Source organism: Haloarcula sediminis, assembly GCF_035656455.1.
GTDB classification, from domain to species: Archaea; Halobacteriota; Halobacteria; order Halobacteriales; family Haloarculaceae; genus Haloarcula; species Haloarcula sediminis.
This window is the reverse complement of record NZ_JAYMGA010000007.1, coordinates 76,586-95,281: the sequence shown is the minus strand read 5'-3', so window position 1 is coordinate 95,281 and position 18,696 is coordinate 76,586. Positions and strand designations below refer to the sequence as shown.

General features: G+C 67.5%; 22 protein-coding genes and 1 tRNA gene. 14 read left to right on the top strand and 9 right to left on the bottom strand.

What is annotated here, in order from left to right:
* The first annotated feature begins 21 nt into the window (after nucleotides 1–21).
* The 3 genes from hisI to VJ162_RS12950 all read left to right on the top strand — a co-directional run bounded on the left by hisI (nucleotide 22) and on the right by VJ162_RS12950 (nucleotide 2,241).
* A complete protein-coding gene (gene hisI / locus VJ162_RS12960; RefSeq protein ID WP_324664874.1) occupies nucleotides 22–384 on the top strand; it encodes a phosphoribosyl-AMP cyclohydrolase in 363 nt (120 codons plus the stop codon).
* Nucleotides 384–1,496 carry a DUF7118 family protein gene (locus VJ162_RS12955; protein WP_324664872.1) on the top strand — a complete coding sequence of 371 codons (1,113 nt, stop codon included), beginning with the start codon at nucleotides 384–386 and terminating at the stop codon, nucleotides 1,494–1,496. Before hisI ends, VJ162_RS12955 begins: the two co-directional genes overlap by 1 nt.
* A 154-nt stretch (nucleotides 1,497–1,650) precedes the next feature.
* Nucleotides 1,651–2,241, top strand: coding sequence for a DJ-1/PfpI family protein (locus VJ162_RS12950; protein WP_324665120.1), 591 nt, complete (start codon nucleotides 1,651–1,653; stop codon nucleotides 2,239–2,241).
* A 17-nt stretch (nucleotides 2,242–2,258) separates the two neighbouring features.
* Here VJ162_RS12950 and glmM read toward each other — a convergent pair whose 3' ends face one another.
* Entirely contained in the window at nucleotides 2,259–3,617 is a 1,359-nt protein-coding gene (glmM, locus tag VJ162_RS12945; RefSeq protein WP_324664870.1) for a phosphoglucosamine mutase, read from the bottom strand.
* 116 nt (nucleotides 3,618–3,733) lie between these two features.
* Here glmM and pyrE point away from each other — a divergent pair, with 116 nt between their 5' ends.
* The 3 genes from pyrE (at nucleotide 3,734) to VJ162_RS12930 (ending at nucleotide 6,098) form a co-directional block, all read left to right on the top strand.
* Nucleotides 3,734–4,258 carry an orotate phosphoribosyltransferase gene (pyrE, locus tag VJ162_RS12940; RefSeq protein ID WP_324664868.1) on the top strand — a complete coding sequence of 175 codons (525 nt, stop codon included), beginning with the start codon at nucleotides 3,734–3,736 and terminating at the stop codon, nucleotides 4,256–4,258.
* 113 nt (nucleotides 4,259–4,371) lie between these two features.
* Nucleotides 4,372–5,802 carry an NCS2 family permease gene (locus VJ162_RS12935; protein WP_324664866.1) on the top strand — a complete coding sequence of 477 codons (1,431 nt, stop codon included), beginning with the start codon at nucleotides 4,372–4,374 and terminating at the stop codon, nucleotides 5,800–5,802.
* Nucleotides 5,803–5,849: 47 nt separating this feature from the next.
* Complete coding sequence (locus VJ162_RS12930; protein WP_324664865.1) at nucleotides 5,850–6,098, top strand: glutathione S-transferase N-terminal domain-containing protein; 249 nt, start codon at nucleotides 5,850–5,852, stop codon at nucleotides 6,096–6,098.
* Between the two features lie 73 nt (nucleotides 6,099–6,171).
* Here VJ162_RS12930 and VJ162_RS12925 read toward each other — a convergent pair whose 3' ends face one another.
* Complete coding sequence (locus VJ162_RS12925) at nucleotides 6,172–7,143, bottom strand: transcriptional regulator (protein WP_324664863.1); 972 nt, start codon at nucleotides 7,141–7,143, stop codon at nucleotides 6,172–6,174.
* Between the two features lie 214 nt (nucleotides 7,144–7,357).
* On the opposite strand from VJ162_RS12925, the gene VJ162_RS12920 reads away from it, so the two are divergent.
* The 3 genes from VJ162_RS12920 (at nucleotide 7,358) to VJ162_RS12910 (ending at nucleotide 9,242) form a co-directional block, all read left to right on the top strand.
* Nucleotides 7,358–8,674 carry a tRNA(Ile)(2)-agmatinylcytidine synthase gene (locus tag VJ162_RS12920; RefSeq protein WP_324664861.1) on the top strand — a complete coding sequence of 439 codons (1,317 nt, stop codon included), beginning with the start codon at nucleotides 7,358–7,360 and terminating at the stop codon, nucleotides 8,672–8,674.
* A 91-nt stretch (nucleotides 8,675–8,765) separates the two neighbouring features.
* The gene (locus VJ162_RS12915; RefSeq protein WP_324664859.1) at nucleotides 8,766–8,981 is read left to right on the top strand and encodes a DUF7511 domain-containing protein; all 216 of its coding nucleotides are present in this window, start codon (nucleotides 8,766–8,768) and stop codon (nucleotides 8,979–8,981) included.
* A 57-nt stretch (nucleotides 8,982–9,038) separates the two neighbouring features.
* On the top strand, nucleotides 9,039–9,242 hold the full coding sequence (locus VJ162_RS12910; RefSeq protein ID WP_324664858.1) for a hypothetical protein: 204 nt from the start codon (nucleotides 9,039–9,041) through the stop codon (nucleotides 9,240–9,242).
* Here the strand turns inward: VJ162_RS12910 and VJ162_RS12905 are convergent.
* On the bottom strand, nucleotides 9,239–10,195 hold the full coding sequence (locus VJ162_RS12905) for a succinylglutamate desuccinylase/aspartoacylase family protein (protein ID WP_324664856.1): 957 nt from the start codon (nucleotides 10,193–10,195) through the stop codon (nucleotides 9,239–9,241). The two genes, VJ162_RS12910 and VJ162_RS12905, sit on opposite strands and share 4 nt — an antisense overlap.
* Nucleotides 10,196–10,310: 115 nt before the next feature.
* On the opposite strand from VJ162_RS12905, the gene VJ162_RS12900 reads away from it, so the two are divergent.
* Nucleotides 10,311–10,568, top strand: a complete 258-nt coding sequence (locus VJ162_RS12900) for a DUF7536 family protein (protein WP_455429319.1) — start codon at nucleotides 10,311–10,313, stop codon at nucleotides 10,566–10,568.
* On the opposite strand, the gene VJ162_RS12895 is transcribed toward VJ162_RS12900, so the two are convergent.
* Complete coding sequence (locus tag VJ162_RS12895) at nucleotides 10,543–11,775, bottom strand: potassium channel family protein (RefSeq protein WP_324664854.1); 1,233 nt, start codon at nucleotides 11,773–11,775, stop codon at nucleotides 10,543–10,545. The two genes, VJ162_RS12900 and VJ162_RS12895, sit on opposite strands and share 26 nt — an antisense overlap.
* 229 nt (nucleotides 11,776–12,004) lie before the next feature.
* Between VJ162_RS12895 and citZ the strand changes: the two genes are divergently transcribed.
* The gene (gene citZ / locus VJ162_RS12890) at nucleotides 12,005–13,150 is read left to right on the top strand and encodes a citrate synthase (RefSeq protein WP_324664853.1); all 1,146 of its coding nucleotides are present in this window, start codon (nucleotides 12,005–12,007) and stop codon (nucleotides 13,148–13,150) included.
* A gap of 346 nt (nucleotides 13,151–13,496) precedes the next feature.
* On the opposite strand, the gene VJ162_RS12885 is transcribed toward citZ, so the two are convergent.
* Complete coding sequence (locus VJ162_RS12885; RefSeq protein ID WP_324664851.1) at nucleotides 13,497–14,198, bottom strand: DUF2270 domain-containing protein; 702 nt, start codon at nucleotides 14,196–14,198, stop codon at nucleotides 13,497–13,499.
* Between the two features lie 292 nt (nucleotides 14,199–14,490).
* Between VJ162_RS12885 and VJ162_RS12880 the strand changes: the two genes are divergently transcribed.
* The 3 genes from VJ162_RS12880 to VJ162_RS12870 all read left to right on the top strand — a co-directional run bounded on the left by VJ162_RS12880 (nucleotide 14,491) and on the right by VJ162_RS12870 (nucleotide 16,746).
* Nucleotides 14,491–15,465 carry a DUF5784 family protein gene (locus VJ162_RS12880; RefSeq protein WP_324664849.1) on the top strand — a complete coding sequence of 325 codons (975 nt, stop codon included), beginning with the start codon at nucleotides 14,491–14,493 and terminating at the stop codon, nucleotides 15,463–15,465.
* A 121-nt stretch (nucleotides 15,466–15,586) separates the two neighbouring features.
* Entirely contained in the window at nucleotides 15,587–16,261 is a 675-nt protein-coding gene (locus VJ162_RS12875; RefSeq protein WP_324664847.1) for an AIM24 family protein, read from the top strand.
* Between the two features lie 41 nt (nucleotides 16,262–16,302).
* Nucleotides 16,303–16,746, top strand: coding sequence for an acyl-CoA thioesterase (locus VJ162_RS12870; protein WP_324664845.1), 444 nt, complete (start codon nucleotides 16,303–16,305; stop codon nucleotides 16,744–16,746).
* Nucleotides 16,747–16,776: 30 nt separating this feature from the next.
* Here the strand turns inward: VJ162_RS12870 and VJ162_RS12865 are convergent, their stop codons facing one another.
* The 4 genes from VJ162_RS12865 to VJ162_RS12850 form a co-directional block, all read right to left on the bottom strand.
* Complete coding sequence (locus tag VJ162_RS12865) at nucleotides 16,777–17,508, bottom strand: hypothetical protein (RefSeq protein WP_324664843.1); 732 nt, start codon at nucleotides 17,506–17,508, stop codon at nucleotides 16,777–16,779.
* Nucleotides 17,509–17,625: 117 nt separating this feature from the next.
* On the bottom strand, nucleotides 17,626–17,850 hold the full coding sequence (locus tag VJ162_RS12860; protein ID WP_324664842.1) for a type II toxin-antitoxin system RelE family toxin: 225 nt from the start codon (nucleotides 17,848–17,850) through the stop codon (nucleotides 17,626–17,628).
* Nucleotides 17,851–17,917: 67 nt separating this feature from the next.
* Nucleotides 17,918–17,989 (bottom strand) — tRNA-Thr (locus VJ162_RS12855).
* A gap of 62 nt (nucleotides 17,990–18,051) precedes the next feature.
* Complete coding sequence (locus VJ162_RS12850; RefSeq protein WP_324664840.1) at nucleotides 18,052–18,675, bottom strand: DUF7114 family protein; 624 nt, start codon at nucleotides 18,673–18,675, stop codon at nucleotides 18,052–18,054.
* Nucleotides 18,676–18,696 lie beyond the last annotated feature (21 nt).

The following is an 18,696-nucleotide window of genomic DNA, read 5'->3' as shown; positions in this document are numbered from 1 at the left end:
GGGACCGGCGACGCTCGAACTATGACCGACGTCACGCTGGCTTTCGACGACAACGAGTACATCCCGGCGGTCGCCCAGGACGCCGAGTCCGGCGAGGTACTGATGCTCGCCTACGTCACCGAGGCGGCCCTCGAAAAGACCCGCGAGACGGGCTACGCCCACTACTACTCCCGCAGCCGCGACGAGCTCTGGAAGAAAGGCGGGACCAGCGGCCACACACAGGAGATAGAAGAGATACGGGTCGACTGTGACGGCGACGCCCTGCTGTACCGCATCGACCAGTCCGGCGGCGCCTGCCACACCGGCTACGAGTCCTGTTTCCACCGGACCCTCGACGGCGAGGAAGTCGGGGAGAAGGTGTTCGAGCCCGACGACGTCTACTGATGACGGACGCTGCCGGGGCGCTCCGGGACGCCGCCGCGGAGCGCGAGCGGGCCCGCGAGCGAGTCGAGGCCGTCGGCGAGGAGGAGCTGCGCCGCTGTCGGGACCTCTTCAGGGAGCTACACGACCTGCTCGACCGCTACGAGGACACCGCGACCGGGAGCGGAAACTTCCAGGCGTTTACGGAGTTCGAGGGGCGGGTCGCCGAACTGACCGACGACCTCGACGAGGACCTCCCCGAGAAGGAGACCTTCGAGGCCGTCGACGACTACCTCCAGCAGCGCCGGCTCAGCGAGTCCGACTTCGAGACCGCCCGGCGGAAGCTCGACCCGGTCGGCAACGTGGCCGGCCGTCTGGACGAGTGGGAACAGGCCCGCGAGCGGTATCGGGAGGCCCGCCGGGACGCCCGCAAGCGACTGGGCGAGCTGGACGACCGCATCGAGGAGCTGGAGCGGCTCCGGCGGCTCGGCGAGGCGGACCTCGACGCGCCGGTCGAGCGGCTCCGGGACCCCATCGAGGCCTACGACGAGCGCGTGCGCACGGCGTTCAGCGAGTTCCGCTCGTCGGCGCCGGCCCGGGAGGTGCTGTCGGCCCTGTCACGGGCCGACGCGTTCCCGCTGGTCGAGTACCAGTCGCCGCCCGAGGACCTGATCGGCTACGTCGAACGCTACGACGCCGGCACCGAGCCGATTCCGACGCTGCTCGAATACGCCGACTACTCCGCCTCGAAGCTCGACCACTACGTCGACGACACCGCGGCGCTCAAACGGGCCGTCGGCACCCGGCGGACCTACCTCCGGAACCTCGACGCCGAGCCCCTGACGGTCGGGTGGCCCCCGCCGCCGGCCGACCACTTGCCGTGGCTCGCCCGTGAGTACCGGTCGGTGCTCTCTGCGTTCGCTGACGACGAGGTCATCGAGCGACTGCGGGACGTGCGGGCACTCGCCCGCCGCGAGGACTACGAGCGGTTGCGCGAGAGCGCGCTCGCCCGGGCGGAACTGGCCGCCGACGAACGCGAGCGCCTGGCCAGCGGCGCGGTCGCGGCGGAACTGCGGGACGCCCGCGAGGAGAAAGCGGCTATCGAGGACGCGCTGGCCGAGCACGGCGCGCTGTGACCGTCTCCGGCCCGCTCGCGCCGGTTCGAACACTACAGCGTCCGTCCCGCCCGCTCTCGGATACGGGTTCACCGTGCCCGACACATACCGGTGGCTCGGCACCTCTCCTGTAGATTTATTTAGGTTATGTGCGTACACGCCACTGGTGACAGCTATGGGCAAAGACATCCTCATGATCGTCGGCGATTTCGGCGAAGACTACGAGATAATGGTGCCGTTCCAGACGCTACAGACGGTCGGCCACGAGGTCGACGCGGTGTGTCCCGACAAGGAAGCCGAGGAGACGGTCAAGACAGCGATACACGACTTCCGGGGCGACCAGACCTACATGGAGTCTCGCGGCCACGATTTCGTCCTGAACGCGACGATGGCCGACGTGACCCCGAGCGACTACGACGCGCTCTGTGTCCCCGGTGGTCGCGCGCCCGAGTACCTCCGGACGTACGACGAAGTCCTCGATACGGTACGGCACTTCTTCGAGGAAGACAAGCCCGTCGCGGCGCTGTGTCACGGGCCACAGATTCTCGCCGCCGCGGACGTACTGGACGGCTACGAGATGACGTCGTATCCGGCCTGTCGCGCCGAGTGCGAGGCCGCCGGCTGTTCGTGGGTCGACGAGGTCGTGACCGACGGCAACCTCGTCACCGGACAGGCCTGGCCCGACCACCCCGAGTGGCTCGCGCAGTTCATGGACCTGCTCGGCGACGAGGTGTCCCACGGGGACCCGATTCCGGCCGACGACTGAGCCGCCGTTTTCGGCGACTACTCACCGCGTTCGGCCGCGCTGACCATCTGGCCGGCGAGTTCCTCCGCGCGCTCCGGCGTCCGCGCTTCCGCGTAGACCCGAACCACCGGCTCCGTCCCGGAGGGGCGGGCCAGCACCCAGCCGTCGCCGTAGTCCAGTCGCCAGCCGTCGGTCGTATCGAGGTCGGCCGTCGATTCGGTGGCGTGGCCCTCGATGCCGGCGAGCATCGCTTCGCGGTCGGCCTCGCCGTCGACGTGGAGGTTCCGGCGGACGTTGTAGTAGTCGTCGTAGGGGGCCACCAGCTCGCTGGCGGGCCGGTCGGCAAGCAGCTCACAGAAGCGGCCGGCGGTGTAAGCGCCGTCGCGGGCGATGCGGTAGTCCGGAAAGAGGATGCCGCCGTTGCCCTCGCCCGCGATGGCCACGTGGGTTCCCTCGGCCTGGAGGTCCCTGATGCGGCTGACGATGTACGTCGAGCCGATGGGGGTAAGCGAGAGGGTCGCGCCGGCCTCCTCGACCACGTCGACGATACGCTGGGAGGCGTTGACCGCGCTGACGACGCCGTCGCCCGCCCGCAGCTCCGCGGCGGCCAGCGCCGCGAACATCGCGCTGCCGTCGACGTGTTCGCCCCGCTCGTCGACGAACATCGCCCTGTCGGCGTCGCCGTCGTGGGCGATACCCAGGTCCGCGTCGGTCGCCCTGACGTAGCTCCGGAGGTCGCCAAGCGTCGCGGCGACCGGTTCGGGGTTCCGGCCGGGGAAGTGGCCGTCGGGCTGGGCGTTGACCGTGTGGACCGTACAGCCCAGCTCGCGGAACAGCTCCGGGCTGACCAGCGCGCCCGCGCCGTGGCCCGGGTCGACGACGACGGTGAGGTCGGCGTCGGCGATGCGCTCGCGGTCGACCGCATCGAGGACGCCGGTCCTGTACTCCCGTCTGGCTCGCTCGACGCGCCGGTCGGTCCCCATCCGGTCCCAGGACGCGTAGCCGGGTTCCGCAGTCAGTGCCCGCTCGACCTCGTCCAGGCTCTCGCGGCTCAGCTCGACCCCGTCGGCGCCGACGAGCTTGATGCCGTTGTACGCCGGGGGGTTGTGGCTCGCCGTCACCATCAGCCCCGGAACTCCCTCGGCCTCGCAGTACGCCTGCAGGCCCGGCGTCGGGACGACGCCCAGCCTGTCGACGTCAAAGCCCAGTCCGGTGAACCCGCTCGTCGCGGCGTTCTCGTAGGTCCGTCCGGTGGTCCGGGTGTCCCGGGCGACGGCGACCCGGTCGATGTCGGCGGCCCACACGCTCCCCGCGGCCTGTGCGACCTGCATGGCATCCTCCGGCGTCAGCTCTTCGCCCGCGACGCCCCGGACGCCGCTCGACCCGAACACGTGCATTCGTGGGGAACTGCGTCGCCGACCGGCTTATGAATGTCGACAGTCACAGCCGGTGTCGGTCGCTCGACACGCCGCCGTTCCAACAGCCATTAGCCACCGGGCCGCCCACAGCAGATATGGCCAACCAGGACCTCATCACGGCGCTGCGCGAGGCGGACGCGGTCAAGTACGGGGAGTTCGAACTCTCTCACGGCGGCACGTCGGACTACTACGTCGACAAGTACGTCTTCGAGACGAACCCCCGGTGTCTGGAACTCATCGCCGCGGCCTTCGCCGAACGGCTCGGCGACGACAAACTCGCCGGCGTCGCGCTGGGCGGGGTGCCGCTGGTCGCGGTCACCAGCGTCGAGACGGGGCTCCCCTACGTCATCGCCCGCAAACAGCAAAAGGAGTACGGCACCGGGAACCTCGTCGAGGGCGAACTGACCGAGGGCGAGGAAGTCGTCGTCATCGAGGACATCGCGACGACCGGCCAGAGCGCCATCGACGCCGCCGAGGCGCTGCGCGAGGCCGGCGCCGTCGTCGAGCGCGTGCTCGTGGTCGTCGACCGCGAGCAGGGCGCAACGGAGAACCTCGCCGACCACGACCTCGAACTGGAGTCGCTCGTGACCGCCTCGGACCTGCTCGCGGACGCGCCGTAGGCGCAGTTACGCGGGGGTCGTTCCGGCCCGACGGCCGCCAACTCGTCGCCCGTTCGACATCATTTCTGGCCCGACTCGTCACGCTTAACTCGCCCGCTGGCAACGCCACCGTAATGGGTACGCTGGAGCAGTTCTTCGACCTCGACGATCACGGCACCGACGTCCGGACCGAGATACTCGCGGGGGTAACGACGTTCCTGACGATGAGCTACATCGTCATCGTCAATCCCGCCATCCTCAGCGCCGCCATCTCGGTGGAGGGGCGGACGCCCGGCCAGACCATCCAGATGCTGGCCGTGGTGACTATCATCTCGGCTGCCGTCGCCACGCTGATCATGGCACTGTACGCGAACCGACCGTTCGCACAGGCCCCGGGGCTTGGGCTGAACGCCTTCTTCGCGTTCACCGTCGTCCTCGGACTGGGCGTGCCGTGGCAGACGGCGCTGGCCGCCGTCGTCGTCCAGGGGGTACTGTTTACCGTGTTGACTGTCGTCGGCGCGCGCGAGTACCTCATCAAACTGTTCCCCGAACCGGTGAAATTCGCCGTCGGGGGCGGTATCGGCCTGTTCCTGGCAATCATCGGGCTGGAGGCGATGCACGTCGTCGCCTCCGACCCCGCTACCTTCCTGCAGTTCAACCCCGTCTTCGCGACCGACCCAATCGCCATCATCTCCGTTATCGGTCTCTTTCTCACGTTCGCGCTGTACTCGGCGGACGTGCCGGGCTCTATCGTCCTCGGTATCGTCATCACGACGGCCATCTCCTACGTGGCCAGCGCGCTGGGCTTTACCGCGGCGAACCCAAAGGTCGCGGAGGGCGTCTCGCTGTACACGCCCGCGAGCCTGACCGGACAGACCGACGTCGTCTACTCGGCGGCCGGCTACGACATCACGCCGCTTATCGGCGCGTTCATCCAGGGCTTCTCGAACGTCGATGCCCTTGGCTTCTCGCTCATCGTGTTCACGTTTTTCTTCGTCGACTTCTTCGACACCGCCGGGACGCTGACCGGCGTCTCACAGATCGCGGGCTTTCTCGACGAGGACGGGAACCTCCCCGAGATGGACCGGCCCCTGCTTGCCGACGCCATCGGCACCACCGTCGGCGGCATCATCGGCACCTCGACGGTGACGACCTACATCGAGTCCTCGACCGGTGTCGAGGAAGGCGGCCGGACGGGCCTGACTGCGCTCGTGGTCGCGCTGCTCTTCCTGGCCTCGCTCGCCCTGGTCCCCCTGGCCGCTGCCGTCCCCCTGCATGCCTCCCACATCGCGCTGGTGGTCGTCGCCGTGCTCATGCTTCGCAACATCGTCGATATAGACTGGGACGACCTGAGCCACGCCATCCCGGCCGGGCTGACCATATTCATCATGCCGTTTACCTACTCCATTTCGTATGGCATCGCCGCCGGCATCATCGCCTACCCCATCGTGAAACTCGCACAGGGCGAGGCCCGTGACATCCACGTCGGGCAGTGGGTGCTTGCCGGCGCGTTCGTCTTCTACTTCTTCGTCCGGACGAGCGGCATCATCGGCGGCGCGCTCTGAGGACCACCAATGCGCTTTTTCCGGTCGACCCCGTAGCGCCCTCCGTAATGGCGAATCTCGAACTCTACGAACTGGACGGCTGTCCGTACTGCGCGAAGGTAACAGAGAAACTCGACGAACTCGATCTGGACTACGAGTCACACATGGTGCCACGCTCCCACAGCGACCGCACCGAAGTCGAGGAAGTGTCCGGCCAGACGGGCGTCCCGGTACTCGTCGACCCCGACAACGGCGTCGAGGGGATGCCAGAGTCCGACGACATCGTTGAGTACCTCGAAGAGACGTACGGCGCGTAAACGACGATTCTGCGCCCTGTGACGGCTACAGTAGAGCGTCGCGGACCACTCGCTGCCGGTAACAATAGCCCCGTCAGGCCGCGTCTTCCTGGGGCTCGTCGCCGCGTTCCATGATGAGGTCCCGGAGGTCGTCGGCGTCCCGGATCTCCTCCATCTCCGCTTTCTCGATGAGGGCCGTCCCGTCGACCGACTCCCGGGTCAGCTCGTCGACGACGTACACCGAGCGGGTCCGTGTGACCTCGCCGACCGAGGACATGATGCGGGCGCGCTTCTCGGCGGCCTCGGTAAAGGCCGAGTGGCCGGTCAACACCTGCTCGCGGCGGTTGGCGTTCTCGTTGACGGTCTTGAACGGCGCCCGGTTGGTCGGGTGGACCTCGAAGCCGATGCGGGTAAAGACCGTGGCGATGGGCTCGTCCTCCGGCGCCACGTCGGGGTCTTCCGGGGTCGGCTCCTCGTCGCGTATCTCCTCGGCGCCGTCCAGCACGCTGACCGGCGAGGTAAGCGGCGCATCGAAGAGGTCCTCCAGTTCGGCCGCTATCTCGACGGAGGCGTCCATCCCGTCCTCGTACTTCGAGACCGTCCGCCGGGAGACGCCGAGCTCTTTGGCCAGTTTGCCAAGCGACCACTCCTTTTCCTCCCGAACATCTGCCAGCACCTCCGAATCGATGTTGACGTACAGCCCGCCCGGCGCGGCGTAGATGAGCGGGGGGACCTCCTCGACGAACAGGTCCAGGGCGGTGTCCGGCGACAGGACGGGGACGCCGTTGCGGAAATAGACGACGCCCGGTTTCAGTTCCTCGTCGCGGGTGCGCAGCCCGACGACGATAGGCGTCGCGTTGAGGTAGGTCCCCAGCCGGCGCATCTCCGCGCCGGTCCGGGCGTCGAAGGAGTCGATGTTTCCCAGTATCTTCACGAGCAACACGTCCTCGCCCCGTCTGGCCGCGATGTCGAAGCTCTTGGGTCGAATCGCACACCGGTCGCTCACGAGGAACCCCGCGTCCTCGAGCATGGCGGTCACGTTGCCTACCAGTGCCGACCGTGACATCGTTTCTCTATTGAGGGTTAAGCCAGTCACCCCATATATGCGTTGTGCCGTCCCCGCCACCGGGTTAGCCGCGCCCTGACCGTGTTTTCGAGGCCGGAAACGGCGACGCACCCACTCACATCCCGCTACACGCGTTCTACCCGTGTGCCGGTCGGCGCGGAACACCCGACCGAGCGACGAAACCGCTATCCCGGTGAATCCAGTATCCGGGTCTGTGACCGTCGTCGGACTGGACGATACGGACTCCCGGGAGACGGGGATGTGTACGACCTACGCCGCCGCCGAGCTCGCCGAGCGGATACGCGAGGCCGGCGGGGCGGTCGAGCGGCTGCTCCTCGTCCGTCTCAACCCGGCCGTAGAGCACAAGACCCGCGGGAACGCCGCACTGGCAGTACACACGGACCTCGACGCAGACCGGGCGACGACGCTGGCCCGCGAGACGCTCGACCTGGCACAGACCGACGACCCGAAGACGAACCCCGGCGCCGTCGTCGCCGACTGCGCGCCCGACAACGTCCCGCCGCGGGTCGCCGACTTCGCCGTCGACGCGATTCGCTCGATTCAGGACCGGACGACCGCGACGCTGCTCGCGGACACCGCCGGCTTCGCCCGGCTGCAGGCGGGCAACGGCCGGGGGCTCGTCGGCGCGCTGGCGGCCGTCGGCGCCTGGGCCGCGCTGGACGACTGGACGTACGAACACATCGCCTACCGCGAACCCGACCGCTGGGGCAGCGACCGCGACGTCGACGCCGAGAGCGTCCGCGCCGCGGCAGACAGACACTACCCGGCGGTGTGGGACACCGTCGACCGCGCCTCGGGCTACCCGGTCTGTGTCCCCCGGACGCCCTGTCCCATCCTCTATGGCATCCGGGGCGACGACCCCGACGCCTGCCGGGCCGTCGCCGACGCCATCGAGAGCGAGCCGATCGACCGGCGCGCGACGTTCGTGACCAATCAGGGGACCGATGTCCACCTGCAGGACGGCGCTGTGGGGTCGCTGGCCGACGACAGCGCCTACCGCGTCGACGGGACCGTCGCCGCGGCGCCCGAGACCCGCGAGGGCGGCCACGTCTTCCTGTCCATCGCGGACGGCGGCGAGCGACCCGACGGGTCGCGACTCTCCTCGGACCCCGGGTCCGACGGCGACGCCCGGCTCCAGTGTGCCGCGTTCGAACCCACGAAGCGGTTCCGCGACCGGGTGCGAGCGTTGCGTCCGGGCGACCGCGTCACCGTCTGTGGGGAGGTGACCGACGGCACCCTCAAACTGGAGAAGTTCGCGGTCCGGGAGCTGGTCCGGACCGAACCGGCCACCCCGACCTGCCCGGACTGCGGCGCGACGATGTCCTCGGCCGGGCGGAACCAGGGCTACCGCTGTCGGGACTGCGCTACCAGCGCCGACGGCAAGGTCGACCGCCCCATAGAGCGCGCCCTCGAACCGGGCTGGTACGAGGTCCCGCCGGTGGCGCGGCGCCACATCGCCAAGCCGCTGGTCCGGGGCGGGTTCGACGGACCGACGCATCCGGAGCGGTAGCCGCGACGACCCGGACGGTAAGCCGGGGAAACCCTCGCCGGGCTGCGGTTATGGATTGTATAACAATACGTATAGTCCCGGTAAAGCGTCTATGAGCAGCGAGTCGTCGCCGTCGGACGTCGAGACGCGACCACCACTCCCGCAAGACGAGTTCAGCGAGGCACTGCTCACCAGCGAACTGGAACCCACCGCTGACGGGGGACAGCGTGCCCTGCTGTACCCGACCGACAAGCCGGACACGGAGATGGCGACCCACTGGCTCGCGGTCCCCGAGGGGCTTCTCGTCGACCTCGACGACATTCGGTGACGCCTTCGGCCGCATAACCGACCGGTAACAATACCGGTTCTCGGCTACAGCCCGTCTATGGGCACTGAACACCAGGAAGCGGCCGGCGGGACGCCCTCGCCGGACCCGGACGAAGGCGTCCTTCCGGCGGTCGTCCGCAGTCGTTCGGACGGGACGGAGCGGTACATCTGCTACGCCGCCGACGTCGACCCGGCCGAGGTCGACTCACAGTGGGTCTCTGTCAACGCCGACACGCCCGTGTCGCTGGTGTTGTGGCGCTAGTACGTATCGATGTTCGTGCCGACAGAGCAGACGTACTCGCCGGTGGCGACCTGCGGGAGTCGCCGCGACCGCCAGAAGATACCGGCCGAGTCGGCCGTTATCTCCGATTTCGTCTCGCCGAACACGTCGGTCACCTCGAACAGCGTGTCCCCGCGGCTCACGCGGTCGCCCAGGTTCGGGTGAAAGTCCACGAGCCCGCCGACCGGCGAGCCGTACTGCTCGAAGCCGGTCGCGCGGGCCTGTGGCGAGGGCGTGTACGCGCCGGGCAGGAAGCCGTAGTACCGAAGCACGTTGAAGACCCCGTCGACGCCGGCCCGAATCGACTCCTCGTCCCAGCCGACACAGCCGCCGAGTTCGGGGTCGATTGTCGGGACGCCCTCGTCCGGCGCGGTCCGGGCGAGCTGGCCGTCGGGCCCTTTCTGGTCTAGGATGTAGCCACAGTCAAACACCTTCGCGAGTTCGAGACACTCCTCGTGGAGGCGATGCCGGGAGCCACACCGGACCCGGACTTCCTCGATCATCCGGGAGGTAGAGCCTTGGTGGAGGTCCACGACGAGGTCGGCGCTGACGGCGGCGTCGTGTGTCGCCGCGGCGATGCGCTCGCTTGAGGTCCCCGAGGCGTCGCCGGGGTAGGCCCGGTTCATCTTCGTGTCGTCGATGGGGTTGCGGTGTTCGGCGATCTGGAAGGCGTGGTAGTTGACGATGCCACAGATGAGAATCGTCCCCGAGAGCTCGGTCGGGTCCAGTTGCGGGACGACGCGCTGGATGACGCCGACGCCGTTCAGCTCGTCGCCGTCGCTTGCGGCCTGCATGTAGAGTGTCTTGCCGTCCTGTGACCCGTTGACGACCGCGACGGGCAGCCCGACGGGGCTGCCGTCCCGGCTCTCGCCGACCTCCAGACGCCCGGTGTCTATCTCACCGGGAGCGGCACTCGCCGTACCGAGAGTTACCATTACGCCCCCATTCGGGTTGTCCGACTTTACTGGTTCGGATTCCCCGCGGCGAAACCGCCTCGTGGCCCCGCTGGACACCGATGGGGTCTTTTTCTCCCCGTCCCTATCGGGGGTCGTGTCCGAGTCCGAACCGGAGAGTGGCGCGGCGGCGCTGGTCGCCGCGCTGAACGTCCCCCGGAACGCGAAGTATGGCTTCTCGCTGTCCGCCGTCCTGACGGCGGGGCTGGTCGCCCTCTTCGTCCTCCCCGGGACCGCCCGCCCGACGTACCTCTACGGGGCGCTCGCTTTCGTCCTGCTCGTCTCGCTGGGCGGCCTGCTTACGGCTCTCTTTACGGTCGTCTCGGCGGTCAGGCTCGCTCGCTCGGCCCCGTGAGCGTCCCGAGCCGTTCGCCGCCCGTGCGGGTCCCCTTCGCCAGCAGTACGTCGCCGGCCATCAGCGGTGTCTCGGGGCCGGGCGAGACGACCCACTCGCCGCCCTCGCGGCCGGTACGGTCGCTCTCGCCGCCGGCCCGTCGAATGGCGATGATACGCATCCCCGTCTCGGTCTTCACGGCGACGTCGCCGATGGTCCGGCCGGCCAGGTCGCTCTCCCCGGCCACCGTCGCCCGGACGATTATCTCGTCGGACTCCCGGACGGCCTCGGCGACGACGGGATGAGTCGAGAGGCCACGTAACACGCCCTCGCTGATTTCGAGGGCGGCGTCGGAGATGACCTCCGTCGAGCGGGCCAGGTGGACGAGTCCGCGCAGGGAGACGGGGTCGTCCATGTCGGCGGCCGCCCGGAGCGTCCACGCCTCGAATCTGGACTGCAACGCGTCCACCTCCGCTTCCAGCTCGACGACCTCCTCGGCGACGGCCTCGCTGTCGAAGAGCACGGCGCCGTAGGCCAGGTCCACCGCGAGCTCGCCCATGTCTTTCATCAGGACGATAGAGTCGACGGCCCGTTCGAGGTCCTGTGTGTCGCCCTGTGGCGGTTCCGGGGGTTCGTATGGGTCGCCCGTGGCGTCCTGGAACACCTCGCTGACGCCGTCTTCCGGGCCGCGAAGCAGGACTACGTCCTCGGCTTGCACCTCCGTCTCCCGGGTCGGGTTGAGCAACCAGTTGCCCTGCCGGCGGATGGCCAGCGCCCGCACGCCCGTCTCGGTTTCGAGGTTCAGCGCGCCAAGCGTCTGGCCCGCCAGCGGCGAGTCGGCGGCGACGGTCGCACGCACCAGCGTCTCCACGGCCTCGGGCAGGGCAGCCCGCATCGTGTCCGGCAGGCCGATGTCCTCCAGTACGACCTTCGCGATGTCGCCGGCGGCGTCGCTTATTTTCTCCGCGGCGCCGACCATCCCCAGCACCGGTGCCAGCGACTCGGCGTCCTCGGTCGACCGGCAGGCCATCAGCAGGCTCATGCGGGCCCGGAGCTGGAGCACGTCCATCTTTGCCTCCAGCTCCAGTACCTCGCTGGCCACGTCGTCGCTGCCCAGCAGTACGGCCGAGTACGAGAGGTCGATGAGCAACTCGGCGGTGTCTTTCATCTCCGAGAGCACCGCCTTGACGCTCACCGGCTCGTACTCGACCGTGCCCGTAGACTCCATATCCCCCGATTTGCCACCACCGGTGAAAAGCGTTCGCTCCGTCTGTCCCTCTCAGGCCGTCTTTCCCCGGGACGACGACGGAACGGCGCTTCGACGGGCGAGAGGCTTAGGTATCGACACACTACCGTCGGAAATCGGTGACTGAACGTTCACTTTCCCGCCGCCGAGGCTGTGACACTCACGCTCAGAAAGAAAATGTTTTTCCCGGCAGGTCGGATACGGTTTGGGTATGTCCGACAACCTCAAGAAAGGGCTGGAGGGAGTCCTCGTCGCCGAATCCGATCTCAGTGTGATCGACGGTGACGCGGGTAAACTCGTTTATCGGGGGTACACTATCGAGGAGCTCGCAAACGGCGCCAGCTACGAGGAAGTCCTCTATCTCCTCTGGTATGGCCACCTCCCAGACCAGTCCGAACTCGACGACTTCGCGTCGGAGATGGCGAGCGAGCGGGCGGTCGACGACGCCGTGCTCGCGACGGTCCGGGAGCTGGCCGAGGCCGACGAGAACCCGATGGCCGCGCTCCGAACCGCGGTGTCGATGCTCTCCGGGTTCGACCCCGCACCCGAGGACGCCGACCCGACCGACGAGGCCGTGAACCTCGCGACCGGCCGGCGCATCACCGCGAAGCTCCCGACCATCATCGCCGCGTTTGCGCGTATCCGCGACGGTGCGGACCCCGTCGACCCCCGCGAGGACCTGGGCCACGCCGAGAACTTCCTCTACATGCTCAACGGCGAGGTGCCCGACGACGTGCTGGCCGACGTCTTCGACCAGGCGCTGGTGCTCCACGCCGACCACGGCCTCAACGCCTCGACGTTTTCGTCGATGGTCACCGCCTCGACGCTTTCAGACCTCCACAGCGCCGTCACGTCGGCCATCGGCACCCTGAAGGGGCCGCTCCACGGCGGCGCCAACCAGGACGTCATGGAGATGCTCAAGGAGGTCGACGACGCCGCGATGGACCCCCTGGACTGGGTCAAGGATGCGCTGGACGGCGGTCGCCGGGTGTCGGGCTTTGGCCACCGCGTCTACAGCGTCAAGGACCCCCGCGCGAAGATTCTCGGCGAGCGCTCGAAGGAGCTGGGCGAGGCCGCCGGCTCGCTGAAGTGGTATGAGATGTCCACCACCATCGAGCGGTACCTCATGGAAGAGAAGGGGCTCGCCCCGAACGTCGACTTCTACTCCGCCTCGACGTACTACCAGATGGGCATCCCTATCGACATCTACACCCCTATCTTCGCGATGTCCCGCGTCGGCGGCTGGGTCGCCCACGTCGCCGAGTACATCGAGGACAACCGCCTGATTCGGCCACGGGCCCGGTACGTCGGTCCCGACCCCGACGAGACGGAGTTCGTGCCGCTGGACGAGCGGTAGCCTGTACCGCGCGAAGGCGCGGTTTCGCAGCCACGAACGGAGTGAGTGGCTGTTTTTTCGCCCACGTTTTTCGAGGAGTGGTTCGCGAGCGGAGCGAGCGGACCCGACGATGAAAAAGGTGGAGGACAACCGCCTCATCCGCCCCCGTGCCCGGTACACCGGCCCGGACCCCGACGAGACGGAGTTCGTGCCGCTGGACGAGCGATAAAAGCAACTGTGTGGCAGCTGTAGACCGTTTTTCACCGCCGTGTCGACGCTCTGATGACCGCTCCGGTCCAGGCCTCGGCGTCGCGATGCAGCCGCGATCCCGGGCTCGTGTCGCAAGTCTCTGACTCCGAGCGGGGAACTATTTCCATTTTTTGGGGTCTCCCTCCTCGAACTCCCCTTTCGCGTCCCTTTCACGGGGCCAGAGTACAAGCACAACAGCGGCCACGTAGGCGAGCCCGATGACGGCCACGACGAGGGTTCCGGGGACGACGGCGATAGCAGCGGTTGACAGTGGGCGTTCGTTTGGTGCGAACGCCGTGATTCGGAACAGCCACGCGACGAGCAACACGGCAAGCAGCGGGAGATAGATCCGTCGGAGACGGTTCGCTGTGGCTTCCCAGGTCGATACTTTCAGCGTCGGTGTCCGGTAATCCTGACTGAGTTTGCTCCGCCAGTCCTCGTGTTCGACCCCCGCCGACGGGTCAAGCGCGTCGGCGAGCAAGTTCTGCTGGAAGAGACGCACCCGCGAGCGATAGATGTCGTAGTCGCGGTACCGCCGAGCCTCAATCAACAGGAAAAGACCGACAGCGAGCATGCCGATGAGAATGATATAATGCGGGTTGTCGCCGCTGGAGAAGGCCCACGTGAGGATCGCAGCGACGACCGTCACCCCCCACGTCGTCGTCTGGTCCAGCCGTGACCGCCACGTCGTCTCACGGTCCAGCTCCCCGCGATAGGCATCACCCAGTATCGAACTCATCTCCGTGCTGTCGGTCGCCATCTCGCCGCCGAGTTTCTCTCCATCTTCCTGGTCCGAGCGGTCTGGCGGTTCATCGGCCATACAGAGCGATACGATACCAGCGTTGAAAGTACTTCCACGGCCCCGTCGGCGTAGGTCCGCGATCGTGGGTTTGAGACGACTTCACCGGCTTGGCCTGCTGACTCGGCAATCGTTGTTCGTCGCTACGGGCGCTGCAGGCGTCCGGGCGAACGACGACGAGCGATACAACTCGGGGTCGAAAACCTGACCCACCGCCAACCCCGTCGCGACGGACGTGGCGAAACAAACTGTCCGGACCGCACCCGGCTCACCCAACGGAACGCACAAGAGCACTGACCGGTTATAACACACCGTGGCTGGCCCGATTCGATTTCGACATTCGACCGAACGCTGGAACGAGGACCGTGTCCGGCGTGACTTGCTCTCCCCGCTTGAGGACACCTTCGGCGCGGAACTGAACGGCCCGTGGTTCGCCCCACCCGAGGGGTGGGCGGCCCGCCGGCTGGAGATGGACAACGGCGACCTGGCGCTTTTCATCTGGAACGGACAGGAAGCGTACTGGCTCGGCAACACACAGACCCCAGAGACCCTCTGGCGGACGGACAAACAGACCTTCGAACGCAGCCCCGACCCGGTCGCCGAGTGGGGCCAGCGGGAGCTGCTCGCCCAGCTGGAGGTCGAGGACCCGTGGCTCACCGAGTACGAGGCGCTCGCGCACTTTTTCCTGCCCGTCTTCCTCTCGAAGGACGGCCGCGAGTCCACGCGGACGTTCTTCCGCGACCACGCCGGCGGCTTTCCCGACGCCGACCGCGAGGACGGACTGAGCTTTTATGACGACTTCCTCGCGACCGGCGTGTTAGACGACTACCGCTACACGATGGCCAGCAAACTGGGGACCAGTCAGGGCTTTGACCTCTCGCGGATGCGGGCGACGATGGGCGAGTTCAACGCCGCGAAACTGCTCGTCGACGCGGGCAACGACATCGTCCCCGAGGTCGAACTGGACTCGGGCCACTCCGTCGACTTCCGCGTCGACGACACCCTCGTCGAGGTGACCCGGCCGCGGCCGCCGAGCCGCCGCCAGATAGACACCGCTATCGGGGCACTGAAGGCGTCGGGCGACGCCAAGACCCGCGACCAGCTTGCGGCCCACCCCGGGGCCGTCCTCGCCGTGGACTGTACGTCCTTCCGCGACGACGAGTGGCGACGGATACTCGCCGAACAGCCAAGCGTCGGCTACGAACCGCTCGTCGTCTTCCGCTACCGGCCCGACGGCCGCGTCGAGGGGTACTCGCGGGGGTCGGTCCCCTTCCCGCTCCCGTTCTGATATCGCCGGCGACGCTTGGCGGCGTTTTCACAGGGAGTGACTCAACCTCTCGGCGGGACAAAATTCTCATACTCCCGTGACGAACCCGCCGATAGCGGCCGACCGCTCGGCCGGGATACACATGGATATAGACCAGTTCATCACCGACAACAGGCCCGAAGAAGGTGGTGACACCTTCCAGCTAGAGAACAGCAAGCTCCTCGATATCGCCGTCGACGGCTCGGTCACGACGAAGGCGGGAGCGATGGTCGCGTACGAGGGCGACCTCTCTTTTACCGGCAGCTCGAACGCCGAGGGGGGTATCACGGGCTTTATCAAGTCGAAGGCGACCAGCGAAGGGACCCCCGTCATGGAGGTCGAGGGGACCGGCCACCTCTACGTCGCCGACGACGCCAAGGAGATACAGATCATGGACCTCGGCGCCGACGAGTCCATCTCTGTCAACGGCAACGACGTGCTGGCCTTCGAGTCGAGCGTCGACTACAGCATCTCGACCATCGGAAGCCTCTCGGGGGCCTCCGCGGGCGGCCTGACGAACGTCTTCCTCGAAGGGCCGGGCCACATCGCCATCACGACCCACGGTAGCCCGCTCGTGCTCACCCCGCCAGTCAAGACGGACCCGCAGGCGACGGTGGCCTGGAGCGCCAACAACTCCCCCTCCAGCAGCGTCAACCGGAGCCTCTCCGATATGGTTGGCCAGTCCTCCGGCGAGCAGTACCAGCTCGAGTTCACCAACCCCGACGGCTTCGTCATCGTTCAGCCGTTCGAGGAAGGCAACCCGGCACAGCACCAGTAAGGACACGCCCGCTTTTATCTCCGGGCTGTCTATCCCGTCCCATGCCCAAGATCGCCGATACGCATATCGTCAACCGCGAGCGCGTCCAGCCCACCCACGCGAACAACTACAACAGCGCTCACGGGGGCATCGTGATGAAGTGGATGGACGAGATCGGCGCGATGTCCGCGATGCGGGCCGCCGAGGAGTCCTGTGTCACCGCCCAGATGTCGAGCGTCGACTTCGAGCGGCCCATTCCCATCGGCGACAACGCCCTCGTGGAGTCATACGCCTACGAGACCGGGCGGACGAGCGTCCGCGTACGCATCGAGGTCAGCGCGGAGAACCCACACACCGGCGAGACTGAATCCACGACCTCCGCCTACGCCACGTTCGTCGCCGTCGAGGACGGCAAGCCGACGCCGGTGCCCGACCTGGAGATCGGCGGCGAGAAATGCAAGGAGCTGCGCGAGAAGGCCCTGGCCGAGGAACCGAACCGGGAGTGAGTCGCGGTCGGCTCAGTCTCTGACTGACGGCTACACACCGAGCTGTGCCGCGACACCGGCTGTCGCGTCCGTGGCCGCGTGCAGCCGGGAGAGCTCGTCGAAGGTGAGAAAGGATACACGGTCGCGAATCGGCCCGAACCCGGACTGGCCCAGTCGCTTCTCGAACTGCGCTTCTCTCCGCTCGTCCGCCGCGATGATGAACCCCGCGTGGAAGTCCCGCAGGTCGAGGAACTTATGCAGCGAGTTCTGGAAGTCCGTGGAGAACTCGACCTCGATGAAGCTGGCGGGCATCTCGCGTTCGTTGAACCAGACGACGTCGACTGTACTCGCCCGCCGAACCAGCTCCTGATAGCCAAACTGCGGCAGCGAGTCCAGGCTTCGGACCTCTCCGAGTGTCGTCTCCAGAAAGGCGCGGTTCCTGTCCTGGGACGGGACCCACGTCTCGGCCTGTCGGCGGTTGCCGACCTCCGCGAGGAGGCCCTGAAAGTACCAGTGTGAGTACTGGTCGCGCCGGGCCTCGTCGGCCGATTCGTCGTACACGCCGGCCGGAAGCCGCTCCCGGTGGCTCTCCAGCGCCCACAGCCCGGGCCGTATCTTGAAGAAGTCCTCACGCGTCTGGACGATACGGCGGATACTGGCGTTGGGTGTCTTGGTCCCCCACTCGCTCCCCTCGACGGCCGGCGCCCGCTGATACAGCGCCTTCAGCGTCGCGTATCCCCCGTTCTCCCGCATCACCTCCGCGACCGCCTCGTACTGGTACATCCTGCCCCACACTGTCGAAGCCACGATGATAAATGCCTCTCCCGTGGGTGGGGCCGACACGGGACGCGGCGCGATGAACCGCGCCGCTCGCGGTTTGCGTGTAGAAAGGACCCTCTGTTAGTCGTCGTCAGCGGTATACGCGCCGTCACGACGCTTGACACGCGCAACGACCAGCCACTCGCTGCTCCGACGAAAGCTCACGGAGAGCCGAAACTCCCCGATACGTATCTTTTTGTGCGGACTGTTCTGGAGTGGCTCGCCGTAGTCGGGCGGGTCGCGCCACGGCGAGGCGACGATCCCGTCGAGCTTGTCGAGTCTCCGGTCTTGCTCGGCGGGATTCAAATCCCGGGTCCGGCTTTCCACGCGTTCCGGACCCGTCGCTGTCGCTCTAGGTCAGTAACTTGGAGAAAGCCTAGGCCGGAATTTGAATCCGGGGTCTCGTCCTTACCAAGGACGCGCTTTACCGCTAAGCTACCCAGGCACGCACTCATCTGTATCCGGCAGTTGTCTTTAGGCGTTTCGATTCCGATCGACGGCGGGCACTCAGTCGTCGGCGGTGGCCTGACTGTCGTGGCCGGCCAGCCGGTCGGCGACCTCCCCGTTCAGCAGGGCCTCGACCTCGGGGAGGCCGTCGGTCGCCAGGTCGGGGCCGACCGCGCGCAGTTCCGGGGTCGGCTCGCTGCCGCCGGCGGTGAGGCCGGCGACGACGGCCAGTTCGCAAATGTCGCCCTCCAGACTGCCGTCTCGGTCGTCGCTGCCGGTCGTTCGGAGTTCGGTCTGGTCTTTCCCGAACTCCCGGACCACGTCGACGGCGGCTCCGGCGGCCTCGGTGCGGGCCAGCAGATAGAACCCACGGGAGACGAGGATGTCGGCGATGAGGATGTCAAGGTCGGCGGCGTCGCGGTCGCCGGTTGTCCAGGGGTCGTCGCGAGCGAGCCGGCGGGTCAGTGCGAGCCCCTCGTAGATGAGCTGGACGCCGGCACCACGGTCCGCGTCGCTGTCGTCGACCGCGTGGCCACAGGCGGCCGCCTCGGCGACGAGGGTCAAAACGCCCGGCGCGAACGAGGCGTCCTCGAGCCGGGCGGAGAGACGGTCCCGGAGCCGCTCGGGCTCGATGTCGTCGACACCCGCCAGCGCGGCTTGCCGGACCGCCGCCACTTCCTCCATTGGCGCGCTCTAGCGGAGGCA

Coding starts and splice junctions, on each gene's coding strand:
- hisI (WP_324664874.1), top strand. CDS start 22: ATGACCGACGTCACGCTGGCTTTCGACGACAACGAGTACATCCCGGCG.
- VJ162_RS12955 (WP_324664872.1), top strand. CDS start 384: ATGACGGACGCTGCCGGGGCGCTCCGGGACGCCGCCGCGGAGCGCGAG.
- VJ162_RS12950 (WP_324665120.1), top strand. CDS start 1,651: ATGGGCAAAGACATCCTCATGATCGTCGGCGATTTCGGCGAAGACTAC.
- glmM (WP_324664870.1), bottom strand. CDS start 3,617: ATGCACGTGTTCGGGTCGAGCGGCGTCCGGGGCGTCGCGGGCGAAGAG.
- pyrE (WP_324664868.1), top strand. CDS start 3,734: ATGGCCAACCAGGACCTCATCACGGCGCTGCGCGAGGCGGACGCGGTC.
- VJ162_RS12935 (WP_324664866.1), top strand. CDS start 4,372: ATGGGTACGCTGGAGCAGTTCTTCGACCTCGACGATCACGGCACCGAC.
- VJ162_RS12930 (WP_324664865.1), top strand. CDS start 5,850: ATGGCGAATCTCGAACTCTACGAACTGGACGGCTGTCCGTACTGCGCG.
- VJ162_RS12925 (WP_324664863.1), bottom strand. CDS start 7,143: ATGTCACGGTCGGCACTGGTAGGCAACGTGACCGCCATGCTCGAGGAC.
- VJ162_RS12915 (WP_324664859.1), top strand. CDS start 8,766: ATGAGCAGCGAGTCGTCGCCGTCGGACGTCGAGACGCGACCACCACTC.
- VJ162_RS12910 (WP_324664858.1), top strand. CDS start 9,039: ATGGGCACTGAACACCAGGAAGCGGCCGGCGGGACGCCCTCGCCGGAC.
- VJ162_RS12905 (WP_324664856.1), bottom strand. CDS start 10,195: ATGGTAACTCTCGGTACGGCGAGTGCCGCTCCCGGTGAGATAGACACC.
- VJ162_RS12895 (WP_324664854.1), bottom strand. CDS start 11,775: ATGGAGTCTACGGGCACGGTCGAGTACGAGCCGGTGAGCGTCAAGGCG.
- citZ (WP_324664853.1), top strand. CDS start 12,005: ATGTCCGACAACCTCAAGAAAGGGCTGGAGGGAGTCCTCGTCGCCGAA.
- VJ162_RS12885 (WP_324664851.1), bottom strand. CDS start 14,198: ATGGCCGATGAACCGCCAGACCGCTCGGACCAGGAAGATGGAGAGAAA.
- VJ162_RS12875 (WP_324664847.1), top strand. CDS start 15,587: ATGGATATAGACCAGTTCATCACCGACAACAGGCCCGAAGAAGGTGGT.
- VJ162_RS12870 (WP_324664845.1), top strand. CDS start 16,303: ATGCCCAAGATCGCCGATACGCATATCGTCAACCGCGAGCGCGTCCAG.
- VJ162_RS12865 (WP_324664843.1), bottom strand. CDS start 17,508: ATGTACCAGTACGAGGCGGTCGCGGAGGTGATGCGGGAGAACGGGGGA.
- VJ162_RS12850 (WP_324664840.1), bottom strand. CDS start 18,675: ATGGAGGAAGTGGCGGCGGTCCGGCAAGCCGCGCTGGCGGGTGTCGAC.